Genomic DNA, 17,699 nt, shown 5'->3' on the forward strand with positions numbered 1-17,699 from the left:
CGCGATGCGCCGCAGGAAAGGGTCAGAGGCCGCTGGCCTGCCGGTACAGCCGCCAGAACGACTGCGCGTACGACTGCGCGAGTTCGGGCGCGCGCCGGAACACGTTCACCGTGTCGGCCCGCTCGGCCGCGCCGTCGGACAGCGTCGTCAACGCGACGCTGTCGTCGACGATCGCGAAACGTGACGCGGGACCGCCGTGTCGCGAATCGATCGCGACGTCGATGCCCGCGGATTTCAGATAGCCGGCGCCGCTGTACTTCCCCGCGCGCGGCGGACGCACCAGCACGACGCGTACCTCGATCCCCCGTGCGCGGGCCGCGCGCAACGCGCTCGCGACAGCCGGCGGCACTTGCGTGTAGCCGGCCAGCAGCACGCGACGCTGCGCCTGTTCGATCAGATCGACGGTCGCGTCGGCCGCCGCGTTGTCATACGAAAAGTACGTGCCGACCGACGCGGCGTCGGACGGAATCTGGCTGGCGTGGACGCTCGTCGCGCAGCAGAACGCGGCGAGCAGGAAGGCGGCTGGTCTCATGGCGGGCGCCATTGTAGCGACGCCAATGTGCGTGACAAGGGGCGGCCGCGACGCTGCTGCGCCGGCGCAACACACAGCACGAAACGGGTGTCCGACGGCTGTGTTTCAGCCGGTTTCAACCCGTCGATCGGCCGGCCGCGACGCGCGCGAGCCAGCCCGTCACGCCGTCGACGGAACGGAAATCCGCGAGGCTGCGCGCCGGCAGCGCCGGGTACGCGCCAGCGGCCATCTCGGCCAGCGCGCGCCCGGGGCCGAGTTCGAGAAACGCGGTCGCGCCGGCCTCCACGCACGCGGCCAGACACGCCGCCCACTCGACCGGTTCCGCGATCTGCCGCGCGAGCTTGTCGAGGCCCGTGTCGACATCGAGCACCGACGCGCCGTCGATCCCCGAGAACAGCCGCGTGCCGGGCAGCGGCCGGCGCACGCGCGTCGCGGCCAGCGCCGCGCGGAATGCCGGCACGGCCGCCGCCAGCCGGCGCGTGTGCGACGCGATCCGCACGCAGACGGGCGCGACGCGCAACGCGCCGGTGCGCGCCGCGTCGTCGGCCACCGCATCGACATCGGCATGCCGCCCCGCGACCACGAATGCATCGCCGGGGTTCGCGATCGCGATGGCCGCGTCGCGACCGTCGCACAGCTGCGCCAATTGCGTGCGCGTCAAGCCGCGCACGAACACCATCCGCTCGTCGCCGTTGCTCGCGGCATCCATCGCGCGCGCACGCGCATCGGCCAGGTCGAGCGCGTCGTGCGGGTCGATCATCCCCGCGACGCTCCACGAGCCGACCTCGCCGACGCTGTAGCCGGCGACGCAGCGCCGGCGCGGCCACACCGCGTCGAGCAGCGCCGCCGCGGCGAGCGCCTGCACCGTGCAGAGGATCTGCGCGGCACGGTTTTCCCGCAGCGCGTCGGGCCCGGCCTCGCGAACCCAGGTGCGCGGATCGCCGCCGAGCAGCCGGCCCGCATGCGCGAACAGTGCGTCGGCCTGCGGCGCCGCACCGGTCAGGTCGAACATGTCGGCGCGCTGCGCGCCTTGCCCCGAGCACAGGATGGCCAGCGTCATCGTGCGTGCCCGTCGGTTTCGAGCGCATCGACGAACACGCTCATCGCGAGCAGATCGGCCGCCCCGCCGGGGCTCAGCCGGCGCGCGACGAACGCACGATGTGCGGCCGCCGCGCGCAGCCGCCAGTCGGGCGCCCGCACGCCGCCGCGCGCGACGAACGCGCGGGCGGTCGCGCGGGCGAAATCGAGGCCGGCCTGCCCGCCCCGGTGCAGCAGATTCGTGTCGTCGAGCGCGGCGATCAGCGCGAAGCACGCGGCGACGCGCGCGGCTTCCGGATCGTCCGGCAGGTCGCGCCGTGCGCGGCGCAGCGCGGGCAAGCCGATCGCGTACACGGTCGGAAAGCCGTCGGCCGCCTCGCGACGCGCCCCGCCGACACCGTAACGGCGGCTGGCGCGCTCGCCGTGGCTGTCCGGCAAACGCGGGCCGCCGAGGATGTCGACGCCCCAGCGGCGCGCGACGAACGCGCCGAGCGTCATGCCGGCCGGCATCGCACCCGGCACATCGCGCCGGCCGGCGGCCGCGCACAACAGCCCGAGCCCGAAGATCGCGCCGCGATGCGTATTGACGCCGCCGGTCGCCGCAAGCATCGCGTGCTCGGCGCGCAGGCCGATCTTGCGCAGCACGGCCATGTCGGCGTCGCGCGCGCCCGCCTCGGCGAGTTCCGCGAAGTACGGCCGCAGCACGGCGGCGCTGCGCGCGAACGTCGCCGCATCCATGTCCGTGTGGCTGCCGGTATCGACGTGACTGACGAGGCCCGGCTTCGGATAGGTGTCGATCTCGAGCACGAGGCTGCGTTCGGCCAGCGCGGCGATGCGCTCGGCATCCGACGGCCGCGCGACGCGGCAGGCCGACCGTGCGTTCATCGCGCGCCTCCGGTGAATGCGTCGGCGCGCATCAGTTCGACGGCCATCGCGGTCTTCACCGCGACTTCGGGCAAGCGCGCGTGCAGCTCGCGCCAGTTGACGCCCGCGCCGTCGCCGCGCAGCAGTTCGCCGTCGATGCGCATCGGCGCGCGCGCGTCGGTCGCCGCGAGACCGTCGAGCAGCGGCGCGAGCGATGCGGGCGCCGGTAGCGGAAACACGATGTCGAGATCGGACGATGTGCTCAGATACGGCTCACCCGTCAGCGCCTGCCAGGCGAGGCTGCCGAACACGCGCCCCGGCACGCCGCAGCGCGCGCCGAGCGCGTCGAGCTCGCGCAGCGGAGCATGCCAAGCCGCGGGCGCGGCGGCGAGCACGTCCGTCACTGTCGGCAGCGGGACGATCGTCGCGAGCGCATCGGCGGCCACGTTCAGCGCGATGCGCCGCTTGCCTGCCGACGGCGGCAGCGGCAGGCCGAGCGGCACGCGGCCGGCCTCGGCTTCGTCCGGCGACGCGCGACGCACGATCAGCGGCCAGCCGCGTTCGGCCCATGCGCATACCGGCGGATCGCTCGCGAGCGCGGGGTTGCGGGCGAATGCCGCGCGCCACCCGGCCGCCGTCAGCGTGACGAGCGTGTGGCGGCGCAGCGGTGTGTCAGCGTGCGGCACGCGCGAGTGCCTCGACGCGGGCGGCGACGTCGGTCGCGACCGGCCGGCCGCGCGCCGCGCGCCCGTCGATGCGCTCGGCCGGCCTGCCGAGCCATTCGCCGACCTGCGCGTCGAGCGCGCGGGACGGATCGAGCACGGCATCGACGGCGCCCATCTTCACGAGGTTGTCGAGCCCCGGCGCGAATACCGGCGTCGCGCGCGCCATCTCCTTGAGCACGTCGATCGGCAGCTTGGTCACGCGCGACATCGACGGCAGGTCCATCACCTCCGGCTCGGCGCCCGGCACCGCGAGCAGCGTGCGCGTCGCGAGCGCGGTCGCGATGAACGCGCCGGCGGCCGTGTGGCCGTACAGCACGCCGATCGTCCGGTGTCCGGCGAGATCCGCGTGCATCAGGCACTTCGCGAGATGCGACAGCCCTTCGTTCAGGCCGAGCAGTTCGTCGCGCTTGCTCATCCGCTGGCTGTCGCTGTCGACCAGCACGAGGATCGGCGTGTCGCCGCCGCGCGCGACCGTGTCGAGCACGCGCGACGCGAGCGTCAGCGCCTCGTCGATGCCGAACGGCAAGCGGTCGGTCACGCCGATCACGTCGACGCGCGTGCCGGCCAGTTCCGCATGGCCCGTCAGCAGGCCGCCGGTTCGCGCGATCGCGTGGCCTTTCGGGAACAGCGAGGTCAGTACTTCATCGAGCGTCATGCTGCGGCTCCTGCAGTTGATCGGCGAGCTTCGCGAATTCGTCGTCGGGCATGCCGGGAATCGCTTCCGGTTCGCTCGCGCCGAGCGCACGCCACACGTCGAGCGCGTCCTTGCATGCGCCGAAGCGTTCGACGCGCGCCTCGAGGCGTGCCTGTTCGGCGCGCAGCATCGCTGCATCGAACCTGGGCGCGCGGCCGATCAAATCGAGCGCGGCCGCGCGAAACGCGTCGGGCGTATCGGCCACGTAGCGGTCCGCGCCGCCGATCAGCCGCCGGTGCTTGCCGCCCATCGTGCGCCAGATCAGCGCGCGATCCTTCGAATCGAATTCCTCGACGCCGCGATTGGTCTCGATCACTTCGGGGCCCGACACGCTGATGCGGCCCTGCTCCGACACCGCGAGCGCCGAACAGCACGCGGCGAGCAGCCCGCCGCCGCCATAGCAGCCCGCGCGCCCGCCGATCAGCCCGATCACCGGCACGCCGGCCGCACGCGCGTCGACGAGCGCGCGCATGATCTCGGCGATCGCGAGCTCGCCGGCGTTCGCTTCCTGCAGCCGCACGCCGCCCGTATCGAACAGGATCAGCACCGGCTTGCCGAGCTCGCGCGCGGCGCGCAGCAGCCCGGTGAGCTTCGCGCCGTGCACTTCGCCGAACGCGCCGCCCATGAAGCGACCTTCCTGCGCGGCGACGAACACCGGCTTGCCATCGAGCCGGCCGTGGCCGACCACCATCCCGTCGTCAAACTGCTGCGGCAGATCGAACAGCGGCAGGTGCGGGCTCGTCACGCGCTCGGCCGGCCCGAGGAATTCGCTGAAACTGCCCGCGTCGAGCAGCCCGTCGATGCGCTGTCGCGCCGACGCTTCGTACCAGCTCGCCGCGTTCGCGACGAACGCCGGCGCGTCGTGGATCACGTCGCTCATCGTGCATCCCCCTCGATCGCGCGCACGGCCTGCGCGAGCCGCAGCGACACCATGTCCGGGCGCGCGCCGCCGTCGTTGATCGACAGCTTCAGGCCGCCCGGCGTGCGCCGTTCGACGAAATCCGTCACGACCGCCTGCCAGACCGCGCCGAAGCCGACGGCGGCGGTGCGGATGTCGATCTCGCATTCGTTGCCCGGCAGCACACGCTCGACCAGCACCTCGAGATTGCCGGACGCGACCACGCCGACGAGCGCCGCGGCCTGCTCGCCTTTCGCGCGTTCGCGCGCGGTGAAGCGATAGTTCAACTGTTCCATGCCCTCTTCCTCACCAGTTGCGGAACCGCGCCGGCGGCGCATAGAGCCCGCCCGACCAGTGCACGAGATCCTTGATCGAGCGCGCGGCGAGCCAGCGGCGGTCGGCGTCGAGCGGATCGATGCCGAGATCCTCCGGGCGGCGGATCACGCCGCGCGCGCGCAGCCGCTCGACCATCTTGCGGTCGCGGCCGCGGCCGACGTCCGTATAACCGGCGACGCCGCGAATCGCGTGCTCGCGTTCGTCCTTGTCGCGGCACATCAGCAGGTTCGCGATCCCTTCCTCGGTGACGATGTGCGTGACGTCGTCGCCATAGACCATGATCGGCGCGAGATCGAGCTGCAGCTTGTCGGCGAGCTTCAGCGCATCGAGCTTCTCGACGAACATCGGCACGTTCTTGTCGCCGAACGTCTCGCCGATCTGCACGACCAGCTTGCGGCCGCGCCGCAGCGCCGCCGGCGTGTCCGGGTCGGCTTCCGCGCCGGCCTTCAGCCACGGCTCGCTCGGATGGCGCCGGCCGCGCGCGTCGCTGCCCATGTTCGGCGCGCCGCCGAAGCCGGCGATGCGCTCGGCCGTGACCGTCGACGAATGGCCGGACAGGTCGATCTGCAGCGTCGAGCCGATGAACATGTCGCACGCGTAAAGACCGGCCGTCTGGCAGAACGCGCGGTTCGAGCGCAGCGACCCGTCGGGGCCCGTGAACCACACGTCGGAGCGCGCGCGGATGTAGTCGTCCATCCCGACCTCGGAGCCGAAGCAGTGGATCTGCTCGACCCAGCCCGATTCGATCGCGGGAATCAGCGTCGGATGCGGATTGAGCGCCCAGTGCGTGCAGACCTTGCCCTTCAGCCCGAGCTTCGCGCCGTAGGTCGGCAGCAGCAGCTCGATCGCGGCCGTGTTGAAGCCGATCCCGTGATTCAGGCGCCTGATCCCGTACGGCTCGTAGAGGCCCTTGATCGCGAGCATCGCGGTGAGGATCTGCGTTTCGGTGATCGCGGCCGGATCGCGCGTGAACAGCGGCTCGACGTAGAACGGCCGGCCGGCCTCGACGACGAAATGCACGCGATCGCCCGGGATGTCGACGCGCGGCACCTTGTCGACGATGCGGTCGACCTGCGCGATCACGATGCCGTCCTTGAACGCGGTGGCTTCGACGACGGTCGGCGTGTCCTCGGTGTTGGGGCCCGTGTACAGGTTGCCGTCGGCGTCGGCGCTCACGGCCGCGATCAGCGCGACCTGCGGCGTGAGGTCGATGAAGTAGCGGGCGAACAGTTCGAGATAGGTATGCACCGCGCCGAGCGCGATCTTGCCGCCGAACAGCAGCTTCGCGATGCGCTGCGACTGCGGGCCCGAATACGCGAAATCGAGACGCTTCGCGATGCCGCGCTCGAACACGTCGAGATGCTCGGGCAGCACGACGCCGGACTGCACCATGTGCAGGTCGTGGACCTTCGCGCTGTCGACGTCGGCAAGCGCCGTCGCGAGCAGGTCGGCCTGCTTCTGGTTGTCGCCTTCGAGGCATACGCGGTCGCCCGGCCGCAGCACCGCTTCGAGCAACGCGACGGTGTCGCGCGCATCGACCCGCTTGCCGTGCGCATAAACCGCGCCGGCCGCGAGGCGTGCATCGCGCGCCTGCCGCGCGTGATTCCATCCCGTCATGAACAGTTCTCCGCTTCGAGGGTTCAGCGGCATTCTAAGCCTGGCGCCGCCGTCGATTGATGATGTTGCCGAATGCGACTCAGAGGACGCCGCGATGGATGCGGCCCGCGCGCGGGCCGCGTCGCAGCGCCCTACGCGCCGACCAGCGCGCGCGTCGTGAAGAACAGCAGCGACGGCCCGAGCAGGCAGCCGACGCCGGTATGGAACGTCGCGACCAGCGCGCCGTACGGCACGAGCCGGCGGTCGGTCGCGGCGAGCCCCGCGCTCACGCCGCTGACGGTGCCGGCCAGCCCGCCGAAGATCATCGCGGAGCGCGGCGTCTTCAGGCCCATGAAGTTGGCGGCAACGGGCGTGCCGACCATCACGATGATCGCCTTCACGAGCCCGGTCGCGATGCTGAGCGCGATCACGTCGGAGCTCGCGCCGATCGCCGCGCCCGTGACGGGCCCGACGATGTAGGTGACGGCGCCCGCGCCGATCGTCGTCATGCTGACCGCGTCGGTATAGCCGAACGCGCGCGCGACGCACGCGCCGACGATGAACGGCAGCACGGTGCCGAGCAGCAGCGACACGACGCCGACGAGCCCGGCCTTGCGCGCCTCGGTCGGCTGCACTTCGAACGCGGTCGCGACGATCGCGAAATCGCGCAGCATCGCGCCGCCCATCAGGCCGATGCCGGCGAACAGCTTGACGTCGGCCAGCCCCTTCTCGCCACCGGTGAAGGCGCCGCCGACGTAGGCGAGCACGAGGCCGATCACGATCGCGATCGCGGAGCCGTGCACGCGGCCGAACGTGAGCTTGCGCGACGCGATCGACGACAGCCACATGATCAGGCCGACCAGTGCGAACGACGCGACGAGCCCGTTGTGGGCGACGGTTTTTTCGAGCATCTGCAGCATGGCGGCCTCCGTCACTGTTCTTCGAATTGCGGCACGCCCGCGAAGGCCGTGTCGTCGCGCCCGGTACGGGCCAATACCGCGATGCAGCATGCGCAGATCGCGACCGCGCCGACGGCGGCCAGCAGCGCGACCGGGCCGCCTTTCAGCGCGGCGACGACGTTCTGGTTCGCGGCCATCGCGACGACGACCGGGATGTACATCGCGCCCCAGAAACCGACGCCGGCCTCGGTCTCCTTCGGCAGCCAGCCGCGCCGATGCAGCCACAGGCGCAGGCAGATCAGCAGCAGCATCGCGATGCCGACGCCGCCGACGTTGGTCTTCACGCCGATGGCTGCGCCGAGCAGGTCGCCGAGAAACAGTCCGGCCAGGTGGCAGAACGCCAGCAGCGCGGTTCCGTAGATGATCATGAGTCGTCTCCAGTCTCTTCGTGACGGGCGCCTGACGCGTGCGGGAGCCAGGCCCGCACGCCGATCCCGGGCGGACTGTCTGTCTCCTGCGGCGGGGCGCCGCGGCCCGGCGGCTCGTCGTGCGAGCACGTTCTCGGGGTCGATGGGATGATGCGGTTTCGGGCCGGACGCCGGATGGCTTAGACTGACCGATGCAGCCGGCGGCGCGACACGGGCTACGCGTCCGGCGCCCCCCGTTCGCGGAGGCCGCACTGGCGCGTGATCCGATACTAGCGCCGCACAATCCGGCCATTTATGAAGTTGTCGAAACCGATTCAGTGGATTTAGCAATGCGTCCGTTACCGCCCGAACTGCTGCGCAGCTTCGTCGCCGTCGCCCAGTCCGGCAGCTTCACCGCCGCGTCCGAGCGCGTGAACCTGTCGCAGTCGACCGTCAGCCAGCATATCCGCCGCCTCGAGGAGCTGCTCGACCGGCCGCTGTTCGAGCGCGACACGCGCAACGTGCACCTGTCGCAGCACGGCGACGCGCTGTTCCGCTACGCGGTGCGCATCCTCGAACTGATGGACGAGGCCGTCACGTCGGTCTGCGGGCCGCCGCTGTCGGGCAAGGTGCGGCTCGCGATGTCGGAGGATTTCGCGTCGGCGCACCTGACGGCCGCGCTCGCGAGCTTCGTGCAGCGCAACCCGGATGTCGAGCTCGCGATCTCGACCGGGCTGTCGGGCGACCTGTTCGATGCGCTCGACGAAGGCCGGCACGATCTCGTGTTCGCGAAACGCATCGCCGGCAGCCGGCGCGGCCGCGTGATCCGCAGCGAGCCGCTGTACTGGTGCACCGGCCCCGATTCGCGGATCACCGGCCACGAGGCCGTACTGCCGCTCGCGATGCATCCGGAGCCGAGCGTGTCGCGCCGCCGCGTGCTCGAATCGCTCGAGGCCGTCGGGCGCCCTTACCGGATCGCCGTCGTGAGCAGCAGCATCGCGGTGTTGCGCGCGGCGGCGAGCGCGGGGCTCGGCGTCAGCGCGTTCGCCGGCTACGTGATTCCGGCCGGGCTCGCGCGGCTCGACGCGGGGTTGCCCGAACTCGGCGAACTCGAATACGTGATCGACCGGCCCGCGGCCGCGTCGCGCTCGACGCTCGCGCTCGAAGCGACGTTGATCGCGGCGGCGGCCGAGTTGTAACGGCACGGCGCGCCGCGCGCGGGGCGCGATCGCGCCCGCACCTGACAGCTTTGCCCGGAACGCGTCATCGTCCGCGCAGCACCCGTTTCCGACAATGCGACTCATCGGAACGCTCGGCACCTCGCCGCGCGCATCCGTACCCGTCCCGTTGACCGGAGCCCGCCATGAAGAACATCCTGCGATTCGCCGTCGCGACCGCCGCAGCCGCCGCGCTGTCCCCCGCCCTTGCCCAGACCGACGCGTCGGCGCCCACGCAGGGCCTGACACGCGCGGAAGTCATCGAGCAGCTCAAGCAGGCCTATCTCGACGGCGAACTGCCGACGAACGACGGCAACTACCCGCCGAACGCCGCGACGCGCGCGCGCAACCGCGAGCTCGTGCAGGCCGCGAGCCCGGCCTGGCTGGCCCACGTGCCGCCCGAGCGCCAAGCGGCGTCGCCGCAATGACCGGCGCCGCCGCGGCGCGCGATCGGACCAGCATCGGGATCAGGGCAGGAAGCTGCGACGCCGTGCGTCGATCAGTTCGACGAGCAGCCGGTCGCGCTCCGCCGCCAGTTCCTGCATCGAGCGCTCGCCCTGGATCGCGCGCAACGCGTCGTTCAGCTTGCGATCGACTTCGGGATCGAACGACGGCGTGCCGAGGTCGTCCCACCAGCTCGTGATCGGGCCCGACAGGTGCTCGAGGAAGTGCGCGATCCCGCCCGCGCCGCCGCCCAGGTGATAGGTCAGGCACTGCCCCATCAGCCCCCAGCGCAGGCCGGGGCCCCACGCGACGGCCTTGTCCGCATCGGCGACGCTCACGACGCCTTCGCCGACGAGGTGATACACCTCGCGGAACAGCGCGGCCGCGAGCCGGTTCGCGACGTGGCCGGTCATCTCCTTGTTCAGCACGATCGTCTGCTTGCCGAGCGCATCGTAGAACTGCTTCACGCGCGCGATCACGTCCGGGCCGGTCGCGTCGCCGCCGACCAGCTCGACGAGCGGGATCAGGTGCGGCGGATTGAACGGATGCGCGATCAGGCAGCGTTCCGGATGCTTCGCGCATGCGGTCTGGATGTCGGACATCTTCAGGCCCGACGAGCTCGATGCGATCGGCACGTGCGCGGGCAGCACGTCGTCCATCTGACGATAGAGCGCGCGCTTCAGGTCGAGTCGCTCGGGACCGCTCTCCTGCACGAAGTCGACGCCGTCCAGCGCACGCACGAGATCGGCGTCGAACCACAGCCGCGCGGAAAGTTCGGCGGCCCGTTCGCCGAGGAATGCGGTGAGCGCGTCGCGCAGCCGCGCGTCGGCCTGCGGCGCCGGGTCGGTCGCGACGACGTCGAAGCCCTGCGTCAGGTAGAAGGCGGCCCAGCTCGCGCCGATCACGCCGGTGCCGACGATCGCGATACGTCGAATGTCCATGGTTGTCCCGTGTGGTGGTCTGCGGATATGCCGCGGCGATTGTCGCATCGATTCCCGCATGCATGCGTCGACATGCGATTGCGAATGCCCTCTTGAAATGCGCGGCGGCGGCCACTAATTAAGCGTCGTCGGGCCGTGCCGCATGCCACGCACCGCCCCCGTATCGACCCCGTGGAGCCCCCCGTCGCGCCCGCCGCAGGCGACGCGCGGTCACGTCTCCCGCGTTCCCTGTTCAGGAGGACAACATGAGCGGTATCCATCACGGCTACGACCTGTTCGACGAATTCGCCCGCGTGCAACGGCAGATGGCGAGCCTGCTCGGCGAACGCCCGTCGGGCATCCGCGCGGTGCGCCCCGGCGCGTTCCCCGCCCTCAACGTCGGCGCGACCGACGATGCGATCGAGATCGTCGCGTTCGCGCCCGGCATGGCCGCGGCCGACTTCGACGTGTCGATCGACAAGGACCTGCTGACGATCAGCGGCGAGCGCAAGCCGGCGCCGCGCGAAGGCGACGACGTGCGCACCTATGCGCAGGAGCGCTTTCACGGCGCGTTCCGCCGCGTGGTCGAGCTGCCGCGCGACGCGGACCCCGACCAGGTCAGCGCCCGCTACGAAAACGGCTGCCTGCTGATTCGCGTCGGCCGGCGCGAAGCATCGAAGCCGCGTGCGATCACGATTCAGTAACCTTCAGGATACCGACATGAACACGAACCCGACCCTGGCCGAACGCCACCCGAGCACCGTTCACGCAGCCGCCGCCGAAGCCGCGCGCCGGCCGGCGATCACGCCGTCCGTCGACATCGCCGAGGACGCACGCGGCGTCACGCTGCGGGCAGACCTGCCCGGCGTGCCGCGCGAGAACCTCGACGTGAAGGTGCACGACACGACGCTGACGATCGAGGCCGCGACGCACCTCGACACGCCGGCCGACCTGCGCGTGCGACACGCGGAAGTGCGTGCGACGCGCTATGCACGGTCCTTCGTGCTGAGCGCCGATCTCGACACGTCGCGGATCGACGCGAACCTGCGCGACGGCGTGCTGACGCTGACGATCCCGCGCCGCGAGGAAACGCGTCCGCGCCGCATCGACGTGACCGCCGGCAATGCCTGAGTGCCGACGCGTGTCGTGACGTGACGCGACGCGCATGAAAAAGCCCCGCCCCGGCGCGATGCCGGGCGGGGCTTTTGTGCATCGGGCCGCCCGCGTTCAGACACGCGGGCTGCGGCTTCAATCGAAATCGAACAGGTCGAACACCGACTTCTTGCGACGCCGGCCGTCGTGCCGGTCGCGTTCGTCGTACGAGCGGCCGTCGCGCCCCCAGCCGTCATCGCGGCCGCGCGGCATGTGCGCTGCGTGTTGCGCCGGCGCGGTGTCGCGGCGGGCCGGCACGTCGCCGGTGTCGCGGGCGATCAGCTTGTCGAGTTCGCCGCGATCGAGCCACACGCCGCGGCAGGTCGGACAGTAGTCGATCTCGATCGACTGGCGCTCGGCCATCAGCAGGTCGGGCGTCTTGCAGACAGGACATTTCATCGCGTTGCTCCTTTCCGTGCGGATTTCATCCGGATTCCATATGACACGCACGAGCCGGCCGCCGCAGCGGCCGGCGTCGCGCGCACCGGTTCAGTCGCGCGCCGCGTGCGTCGCCCGCTTCGCCTTCGCGCGCCGCGCCAGCATGTTCATGCCCTCGACGAACGCCGAGAACGCCATCGCCGCATAGATGTACCCCTTCGGCACGTGCGAACCGAACCCCTCGGCGATCAGCGTCATGCCGATCACGACCAGGAACGACAGCGCGAGCATCACGATCGTCGGGTTGCGGTCGATGAAGCGTGCGAGCGGCTGCGCGGCGAACAGCATCACGGTCACCGCGACGATCACCGCGACGAACATGATCGGGACGTGCTCGGTCATGCCGATCGCGGTCACGATGCTGTCGATCGAGAACACGATGTCGAGCATCACGATCTGGCCGATCGCGGCCCACATCGTCAGGCCGGCCGCGCCGGCGGCCCCGTTCGCGCCGTCGCCGTCGTGCGACACGTGGTGATGGATCTCGGTGGTCGCCTTCCACACGAGGAACAGGCCGCCCGACAGCAGGATCATGTCGCGCCACGAGAACGCATGGCCGAACAGCGTGAACACGGGTTCGGTCAGGCTCGCGATCCACGCGACGCTGCCGAGCAGCGCGAGGCGCATCACCAGCGCGAGCGCGATGCCGAGGCGCTGCGTGCGGGCGCGCTGCACTTCGGGCAGCTTGTTGCTGAGGATCGAGATGAAGATCAGGTTGTCGATGCCGAGCACGACTTCCATCACGACGAGCGTCAGGAGCGCGGCCCAGACGGCGGGGTCGGCGGCAAGCGTCAGCAGGTAGTCCATGGGAGGGGCCGATACGAAAGTGGAAAACCTGATGATAGGATGCCCCGGACTTCGAAAAAATCAGAGAGAATCTGACTTTAGGTTCGGTTTTTACGATATATCGCTCGTCGATGCTGAATTTCCGACATCTGTACTACTTCTGGGTCGTCGTGAAGGAAGGCGGCTTCGCGCGCGCGGCCGAGCGGCTCGACATGGCCGTGCAGACGATCAGCGCGCAGGTGCGCGAGCTGGAAAAATCGCTCGGGCACCAGTTGCTGCGCCCGGCCGGGCGCGGCGTCGCGATGACCGACGCCGGGCAGGCCGCGTTCGCGCGTGCGGAAATCATCTTCGAGATGGGCCGGCTGATTCCCGACGACGTGCGCGCGGCGGCCAGCCAGCCGACCGTGCGGCTCGCGGTCGGCCTCGCGGACGGCATCTCCAAGCTCGCCGCGCACGCGATCCTGGCGCCGGTGCTCGATACGCCCACGCTGCGGCTGCTGTGCCACGAGGGCGAGCACGACGCGCTGCTCGCGGAGCTCGCGCTGCATCATCTGGATCTCGTGCTGGCCGGCCAGGGCGCGCCGTCGGGGTCGAACCTGCGCGTGACGAGCGAGCGGCTCGTCGCGTCGCCGGTCGACTGGTACGGGCCCGCGGCGCTCGTCACGCCGGCCGCGCGGCAGCGCTTTCCGCAGTGCCTGGCCGGCCTGCCCGTGCTGCTGCCGACCGCGCATTCGGCATTGCGCGCGCGCCTCGACGTGTGGCTGGAAAGCGAACGGATCGTGCCGCGCGTGGCCGGCGAGTTCGAGGACAGCGCGCTGATGGCCGTGTTCGCGGCGCGCGGGCTCGGCGTGTTTCCGCTGAGCGAGCTCGGCGCGAACGATGCGTCGCTGTTGCGCGGGCTCAGGCGGCTCGGGCGCGCGGGCGACGTGACCGAGGAGATCCACGCGATCCGCTCGCGGCGCGGCGAACATCATCCGCTGACGGCGCAATTGCTGGCCGCGGCGCGCGGCGCGCCGGCCGGCTGAAGCGAGCGCGACATCAAACGAAACTATAATGTCGCCCCGGCCATACGAGATGCGTGCGCGCGCCTGTCCGGGCATTCCCGTTGCGCCGCCTCTCGCCGAGCCTTCTGAAAGACGCCATGCACAACCGACTTCGCCTGTTTTCCGTTCCGTGCGCGCTCGCGGCCGCGACCGTGCTGGCGGCATGCTCGTCGCCGCCCAAGCCGATCTACCAGCAGGAACAGTTCGACGCGACGAGCAGCCCGTATGCGCATACGTTCCACGCGAAATCCGACGCGGCGTGCGAGGCCGCGCGGCGCGCGCTGCTGAGCCAGGGCTACGTGGTGTCGTCGTCGCGCGACGACGCGGTCGACGGCAGCAAGAATTTCCAGCCGAGCAACGACATGCACGTCGTGATCGAGTTTCACGTCGTGTGCGCGGACGCGAACGCGGACGGCTCGTCGAGCATCGCGTACGTGAACGCGGTGCAGGACCGCTATACGCTGAAGAAGTCGAATACGTCGGCCAGCGTCGGCCTGAGCGTGTTCGGCTCGCTGTCGCTGCCGATCGGGTCGAGCGACGATGCGCTCGTCAAGACCGCGAGCGAGACGATTCCCGCCGGCGTGTTCTACGAGCGCTTCTTCAATCTCGTCGACCATTTCCTGAAGATCGACCCGGCGCGCCGCGACCGCGCGACCGTGAAGGCCGCCGAGAAGGAGCCGGTCGCGCCGCTGCCCGAACCCGCGCCGACGCCGCAGGGCGAACCGATGAAGATGACCACGCCGGTCGTGCCGACGCCGCCCGCGGCGCCCGTGCCGCTTTCGGTGCCGGGCGTGGCGCCCGGATCGGGCGCGAATGCCGTGCCGGCCGCGGCATCGGCCGTCGCGGCGCCGGCCGCGATGCGCGCTGCCGCGCCGGCGGCGGCGTCCGGGTCGGCGCCGGCTTCGGGTGCGGCACCCGCGGCGGCGTCCGCCCCGGCGCCTGCGTCGACCCCTGCCCCCGCTTCGGCTGCCGCGCCCGCTTCGGCGCCTGTGCCGGCCTCCGGTCCGGCAATCACGCAGGCCCCTTCGTCGACTTCCGGTTCGACGGCCGCACCGGCTTCCGCGCCCAAGTCTGCTTCGACTCCGACAGCACCGCCGGCCGCCACCTCGCCGTCATCGGCCGCGCCCGCGCCTTCGTCCGCGGCATCCGCACCCGCATCGGCATCGGCGCCGTCGAGCGCAGCGCCTGCGCCGGCTGCCGCCAGCCCGGTGGCTTCGTCCGCGCCGTCCGGCGCGAGCACACCGGCCGCGAATTGACCGCGCTCCCGTAGCGTCGCGTCTGCCCTCATGCGGCGCGACGGTACGCCTCTCGTCCGCAGCATGCTCCGAGATCCTTCCCGCCCATCCGGCCATGTGCCGGCCGCGCATGGCCGTGCGGGATTTGACGCAAAGGGCAGCGCCGATGCATCGCGGTCAGCCATGCGCGGCGCATGCCCGGTCGCCCCACGCGAAAATCGCCGGCAACCCGCCATCTCGCGTCGCGCGGCTTGCCCGTGCCCTCGCCTACCGCAACGTCGCGCGCAGCGTCTGCAGATGCTCGGCGGTCGTGGTCACGCCGCCGCAGACGATCACCGCGATGTCCGACGCCGACTCAAGCACCGGCACCGGCCGCTCCAGCGCGGCCAGTGCGGCGCCGCACGCCGGCTCGACGACGATCCGGTGTTCGTCGAGAAACCGCAGCGACGCAGCCACCGCGTCGGCATCGGACACGACGACAGGGTGGATCGCGTGACGCGTCGCCCACTCGACCGCCGCGTCGCACGGCCGCTTCGCGCCGAGCGTCGTCGCGATGCTCGCGATGGCCGCCAGTTCGACCGGCCGCCCTTGCGCGACCGAGCGCGCATAGCAGTCGGCACCTTCCGTCTCGGCCGCGACGACCGGCACGTCGTGCCAGCCGTTGCGCGCGAGCCCTTCGAGCACGCCGCACAGCAAGCCACCGCCGCCGACCGCGAGCACGACCGCGTCGGGCTTCGGGCCGACCGCCGCGATCTCGTCGATCATCGTCGCGTGGCCCTGCCACAGCACGCGATCGTCGAACGGATGCACGAACGCATCGTGCTCGCCGAGCGTCGACTGAGCGAACGCATTGGCCTCGGCCCAGCTCGCGCCGTGCACGACGAGTTCCGCGCCTTCGACGCGGATCAGTTCCCGCGCGCGGGCCGATGCGCTTTCGGGCACGACGACGCGCACCGGCACGCCGAGTTCGCGCCCGCAATACGCGACCGCGATGCCCGCGTTGCCGCCCGACGACGACACGAAGCGCCGGGCCCCGGCCGCGTGGCGCGCCTCGCAGACGGCGCCGATGCCGCGCAGCTTGAACGAGCCCGACGGCTGCAGCGCATCGAGCTTCAGCCGGATGGTCCTGCCGAGCCGGCGGGATGCGATGGGCGAGCGGATATAAGGCGTGGGGATATGAAGGGGCATGGGACGGAGCGCAGTGGAAACGGGAGAAGCGCACGCGACGCGCGCGACAAGCGCATGCGGCAGTGACGGTCATCGTACGGCAGGCCCGCCATGCTTTCCAATACCATCGAATGGCGTTTGCTATGCTTCACAGGCATATCGACGAACCGGAACGGACATCGCATGCGCCACATCGAACTGCGTCACCTGCGCTACTTCGTCGCCGTCGCCGAGGCCGGCAGCGTGATGGCGGGCGCCCGTGCGGCCGGCATCGTGCAGCCCGCGCTGTCGCGGCAGATCCGCGAGCTCGAGGACGCGATCGGCACGCCGCTGCTGATCCGTCGCGCGACGGGCGTCACGCTCACGGCGGCCGGCACGAGCTTCCTGAAGGATGCGACCGGCCTGCTCGCCATGCTGCAGGACAGCCGCGAGCGCGCGTTGCGCAGCGCGGCCGGCCAGCTCGGCGAACTGCGGCTCGGCGCGCTGCCGAACTGCCTGCCGCTGCCGATCGTCGCGAACGTCCTCAAGACGTTTCGCGCTGCGTGCCCGGACGTGAAACTGTCGATCGCGCCGATGCTGTCGGCCGAACAGGCGGGCGCGTTGATGCGCGGCCAGCTCGACGCCGGGATCATGGCGTGGCGTCGCGAGGAAGCGCCGCACCTGACGGGCGTGCGGCTGCTGAGCGACCGCTTCGTGCTCGCGATGCCCGCGCCGCCGGGCGGCCGCTTCAGCGCGCCGCGCACGCTGGCCGACGTCGCGAACGAACCGTTCGTCTGGTTCGATGCGCAGCGCTCGGCCGCGCACCACCGGTTCCTGATGACGCAGTGCCGGCAGGCCGGCTTCACGCCGCGCATCGCGCAGGTCGGCAGCGACATCCCGACGCTGATCGGCCTCGTCGCGGCCGGCATGGGCTGCGCGTTCGTGCCGGAAAGCGCGTCGCCGACCTGCCCGCGCACGGTCCGGCTCGTCGCGCTCGACGAGCTCGCGAGCCGCTTCGACATCGAATTCGTGTTCGACGGCGCGGCGGCGGCCCCGTCGCCCGTCGTCGCGCGGTTTCTTGCGGCCGTCCGCGATGCGGCCGGCGAAGCGGGCTGAACGCACGTTGGACGCATCGGCACGCGGTCGAACCATGCGACTTGCCCACCGCCGACCGACGTCCGGATTCCCCTTCCACGATCTCGTCGCTTTCGCCGTTTCTGCATACGAGACGACACCGTCGCGTCATCGAAAAATCCTTCAGAACGCCGACGAATGACGCGACGACACAGCAATGTCCAAATTGACACTAAAAACGGTCGTTTAACGCCG

The 17,699-nt window shown here is 71.0% G+C and carries 21 protein-coding genes; 7 read left to right on the forward strand and 14 right to left on the reverse strand.

Translation table 11 applies throughout. The features are described from left to right. Positions 1-22: 22 nt before the first annotated feature. From HWX62_RS08680 to madL, 10 genes are all read right to left on the reverse strand, one after another. Positions 23-544: a phospholipase D-like domain-containing protein gene (locus tag HWX62_RS08680; protein WP_175929503.1), complete on the reverse strand. Its 522-nt coding sequence runs from the start codon at positions 542-544 to the stop codon at positions 23-25. 103 nt (positions 545-647) lie between these two features. Further along, positions 648-1,592 carry a malonate decarboxylase subunit epsilon gene (mdcH, locus tag HWX62_RS08685; protein ID WP_175929504.1) on the reverse strand — a complete coding sequence of 315 codons (945 nt, stop codon included), beginning with the start codon at positions 1,590-1,592 and terminating at the stop codon, positions 648-650. Continuing rightward, positions 1,589-2,455 carry a triphosphoribosyl-dephospho-CoA synthase MdcB gene (gene mdcB, locus HWX62_RS08690; RefSeq protein ID WP_175929505.1) on the reverse strand — a complete coding sequence of 289 codons (867 nt, stop codon included), beginning with the start codon at positions 2,453-2,455 and terminating at the stop codon, positions 1,589-1,591. The genes mdcH and mdcB overlap by 4 nt, the downstream gene beginning before the upstream one ends. After that, positions 2,452-3,120, reverse strand: a complete 669-nt coding sequence (mdcG, locus tag HWX62_RS08695) for a malonate decarboxylase holo-[acyl-carrier-protein] synthase (RefSeq protein WP_175929506.1) — start codon at positions 3,118-3,120, stop codon at positions 2,452-2,454. Before mdcG ends, mdcB begins: the two co-directional genes overlap by 4 nt. Beyond that, positions 3,107-3,814, reverse strand: coding sequence for a biotin-independent malonate decarboxylase subunit gamma (mdcE, locus tag HWX62_RS08700; protein ID WP_175929507.1), 708 nt, complete (start codon positions 3,812-3,814; stop codon positions 3,107-3,109). Before mdcE ends, mdcG begins: the two co-directional genes overlap by 14 nt. Further along, a complete protein-coding gene (locus tag HWX62_RS08705) occupies positions 3,801-4,733 on the reverse strand; it encodes a biotin-independent malonate decarboxylase subunit beta (protein WP_175929508.1) in 933 nt (310 codons plus the stop codon). Before HWX62_RS08705 ends, mdcE begins: the two co-directional genes overlap by 14 nt. Beyond that, positions 4,730-5,047: a malonate decarboxylase acyl carrier protein gene (gene mdcC, locus HWX62_RS08710; RefSeq protein ID WP_175929509.1), complete on the reverse strand. Its 318-nt coding sequence runs from the start codon at positions 5,045-5,047 to the stop codon at positions 4,730-4,732. The genes HWX62_RS08705 and mdcC overlap by 4 nt, the downstream gene beginning before the upstream one ends. 10 nt (positions 5,048-5,057) lie before the next feature. Next, positions 5,058-6,704, reverse strand: a complete 1,647-nt coding sequence (gene mdcA, locus HWX62_RS08715; RefSeq protein WP_175929510.1) for a malonate decarboxylase subunit alpha — start codon at positions 6,702-6,704, stop codon at positions 5,058-5,060. 131 nt (positions 6,705-6,835) lie between these two features. Beyond that, on the reverse strand, positions 6,836-7,603 hold the full coding sequence (madM, locus tag HWX62_RS08720; RefSeq protein ID WP_027808885.1) for a malonate transporter subunit MadM: 768 nt from the start codon (positions 7,601-7,603) through the stop codon (positions 6,836-6,838). An 11-nt stretch (positions 7,604-7,614) separates the two neighbouring features. Continuing rightward, the gene (gene madL, locus HWX62_RS08725; protein WP_175929511.1) at positions 7,615-8,010 is read right to left on the reverse strand and encodes a malonate transporter subunit MadL; all 396 of its coding nucleotides are present in this window, start codon (positions 8,008-8,010) and stop codon (positions 7,615-7,617) included. 329 nt (positions 8,011-8,339) lie between these two features. Here madL and HWX62_RS08730 point away from each other — a divergent pair, with 329 nt between their 5' ends. Next, on the forward strand, positions 8,340-9,188 hold the full coding sequence (locus HWX62_RS08730; protein WP_059573894.1) for a LysR substrate-binding domain-containing protein: 849 nt from the start codon (positions 8,340-8,342) through the stop codon (positions 9,186-9,188). Between the two features lie 164 nt (positions 9,189-9,352). Further along, entirely contained in the window at positions 9,353-9,634 is a 282-nt protein-coding gene (locus tag HWX62_RS08735; protein ID WP_175929512.1) for a DUF4148 domain-containing protein, read from the forward strand. 39 nt (positions 9,635-9,673) lie between these two features. Here HWX62_RS08735 and HWX62_RS08740 read toward each other — a convergent pair whose 3' ends face one another. Continuing rightward, positions 9,674-10,591: a 3-hydroxyacyl-CoA dehydrogenase NAD-binding domain-containing protein gene (locus tag HWX62_RS08740; protein ID WP_175929513.1), complete on the reverse strand. Its 918-nt coding sequence runs from the start codon at positions 10,589-10,591 to the stop codon at positions 9,674-9,676. Between the two features lie 245 nt (positions 10,592-10,836). On the opposite strand from HWX62_RS08740, the gene HWX62_RS08745 reads away from it, so the two are divergent. Together HWX62_RS08745 and HWX62_RS08750 are read left to right on the forward strand one after the other, a co-directional pair. Further along, positions 10,837-11,274: an Hsp20/alpha crystallin family protein gene (locus tag HWX62_RS08745; protein WP_175929514.1), complete on the forward strand. Its 438-nt coding sequence runs from the start codon at positions 10,837-10,839 to the stop codon at positions 11,272-11,274. A gap of 16 nt (positions 11,275-11,290) precedes the next feature. Then, positions 11,291-11,701, forward strand: a complete 411-nt coding sequence (locus tag HWX62_RS08750; protein ID WP_175929515.1) for an Hsp20/alpha crystallin family protein — start codon at positions 11,291-11,293, stop codon at positions 11,699-11,701. Between the two features lie 117 nt (positions 11,702-11,818). Here the strand turns inward: HWX62_RS08750 and HWX62_RS08755 are convergent, their stop codons facing one another. After that, complete coding sequence (locus tag HWX62_RS08755; protein WP_175929516.1) at positions 11,819-12,121, reverse strand: zf-TFIIB domain-containing protein; 303 nt, start codon at positions 12,119-12,121, stop codon at positions 11,819-11,821. A 90-nt stretch (positions 12,122-12,211) separates the two neighbouring features. Beyond that, positions 12,212-12,967, reverse strand: a complete 756-nt coding sequence (locus HWX62_RS08760) for a TerC family protein (RefSeq protein ID WP_175929517.1) — start codon at positions 12,965-12,967, stop codon at positions 12,212-12,214. A 110-nt stretch (positions 12,968-13,077) separates the two neighbouring features. On the opposite strand from HWX62_RS08760, the gene HWX62_RS08765 reads away from it, so the two are divergent. Continuing rightward, entirely contained in the window at positions 13,078-13,971 is an 894-nt protein-coding gene (locus HWX62_RS08765; protein ID WP_175929518.1) for a LysR family transcriptional regulator, read from the forward strand. Positions 13,972-14,087: 116 nt separating this feature from the next. Next, positions 14,088-15,245: a DUF2242 domain-containing protein gene (locus HWX62_RS08770; protein WP_175929519.1), complete on the forward strand. Its 1,158-nt coding sequence runs from the start codon at positions 14,088-14,090 to the stop codon at positions 15,243-15,245. A 246-nt stretch (positions 15,246-15,491) separates the two neighbouring features. Here the strand turns inward: HWX62_RS08770 and HWX62_RS08775 are convergent, their stop codons facing one another. Next, entirely contained in the window at positions 15,492-16,412 is a 921-nt protein-coding gene (locus tag HWX62_RS08775; RefSeq protein WP_175929520.1) for a pyridoxal-phosphate dependent enzyme, read from the reverse strand. Between the two features lie 162 nt (positions 16,413-16,574). On the opposite strand from HWX62_RS08775, the gene HWX62_RS08780 reads away from it, so the two are divergent. Beyond that, positions 16,575-17,486, forward strand: coding sequence for a LysR family transcriptional regulator (locus HWX62_RS08780; protein ID WP_175929521.1), 912 nt, complete (start codon positions 16,575-16,577; stop codon positions 17,484-17,486). Positions 17,487-17,699 lie beyond the last annotated feature (213 nt).

It is taken from the genome of Burkholderia sp. BCC0506 (assembly GCF_902833145.1).
In the GTDB taxonomy this organism is placed as follows: domain Bacteria; phylum Pseudomonadota; class Gammaproteobacteria; order Burkholderiales; family Burkholderiaceae; genus Burkholderia.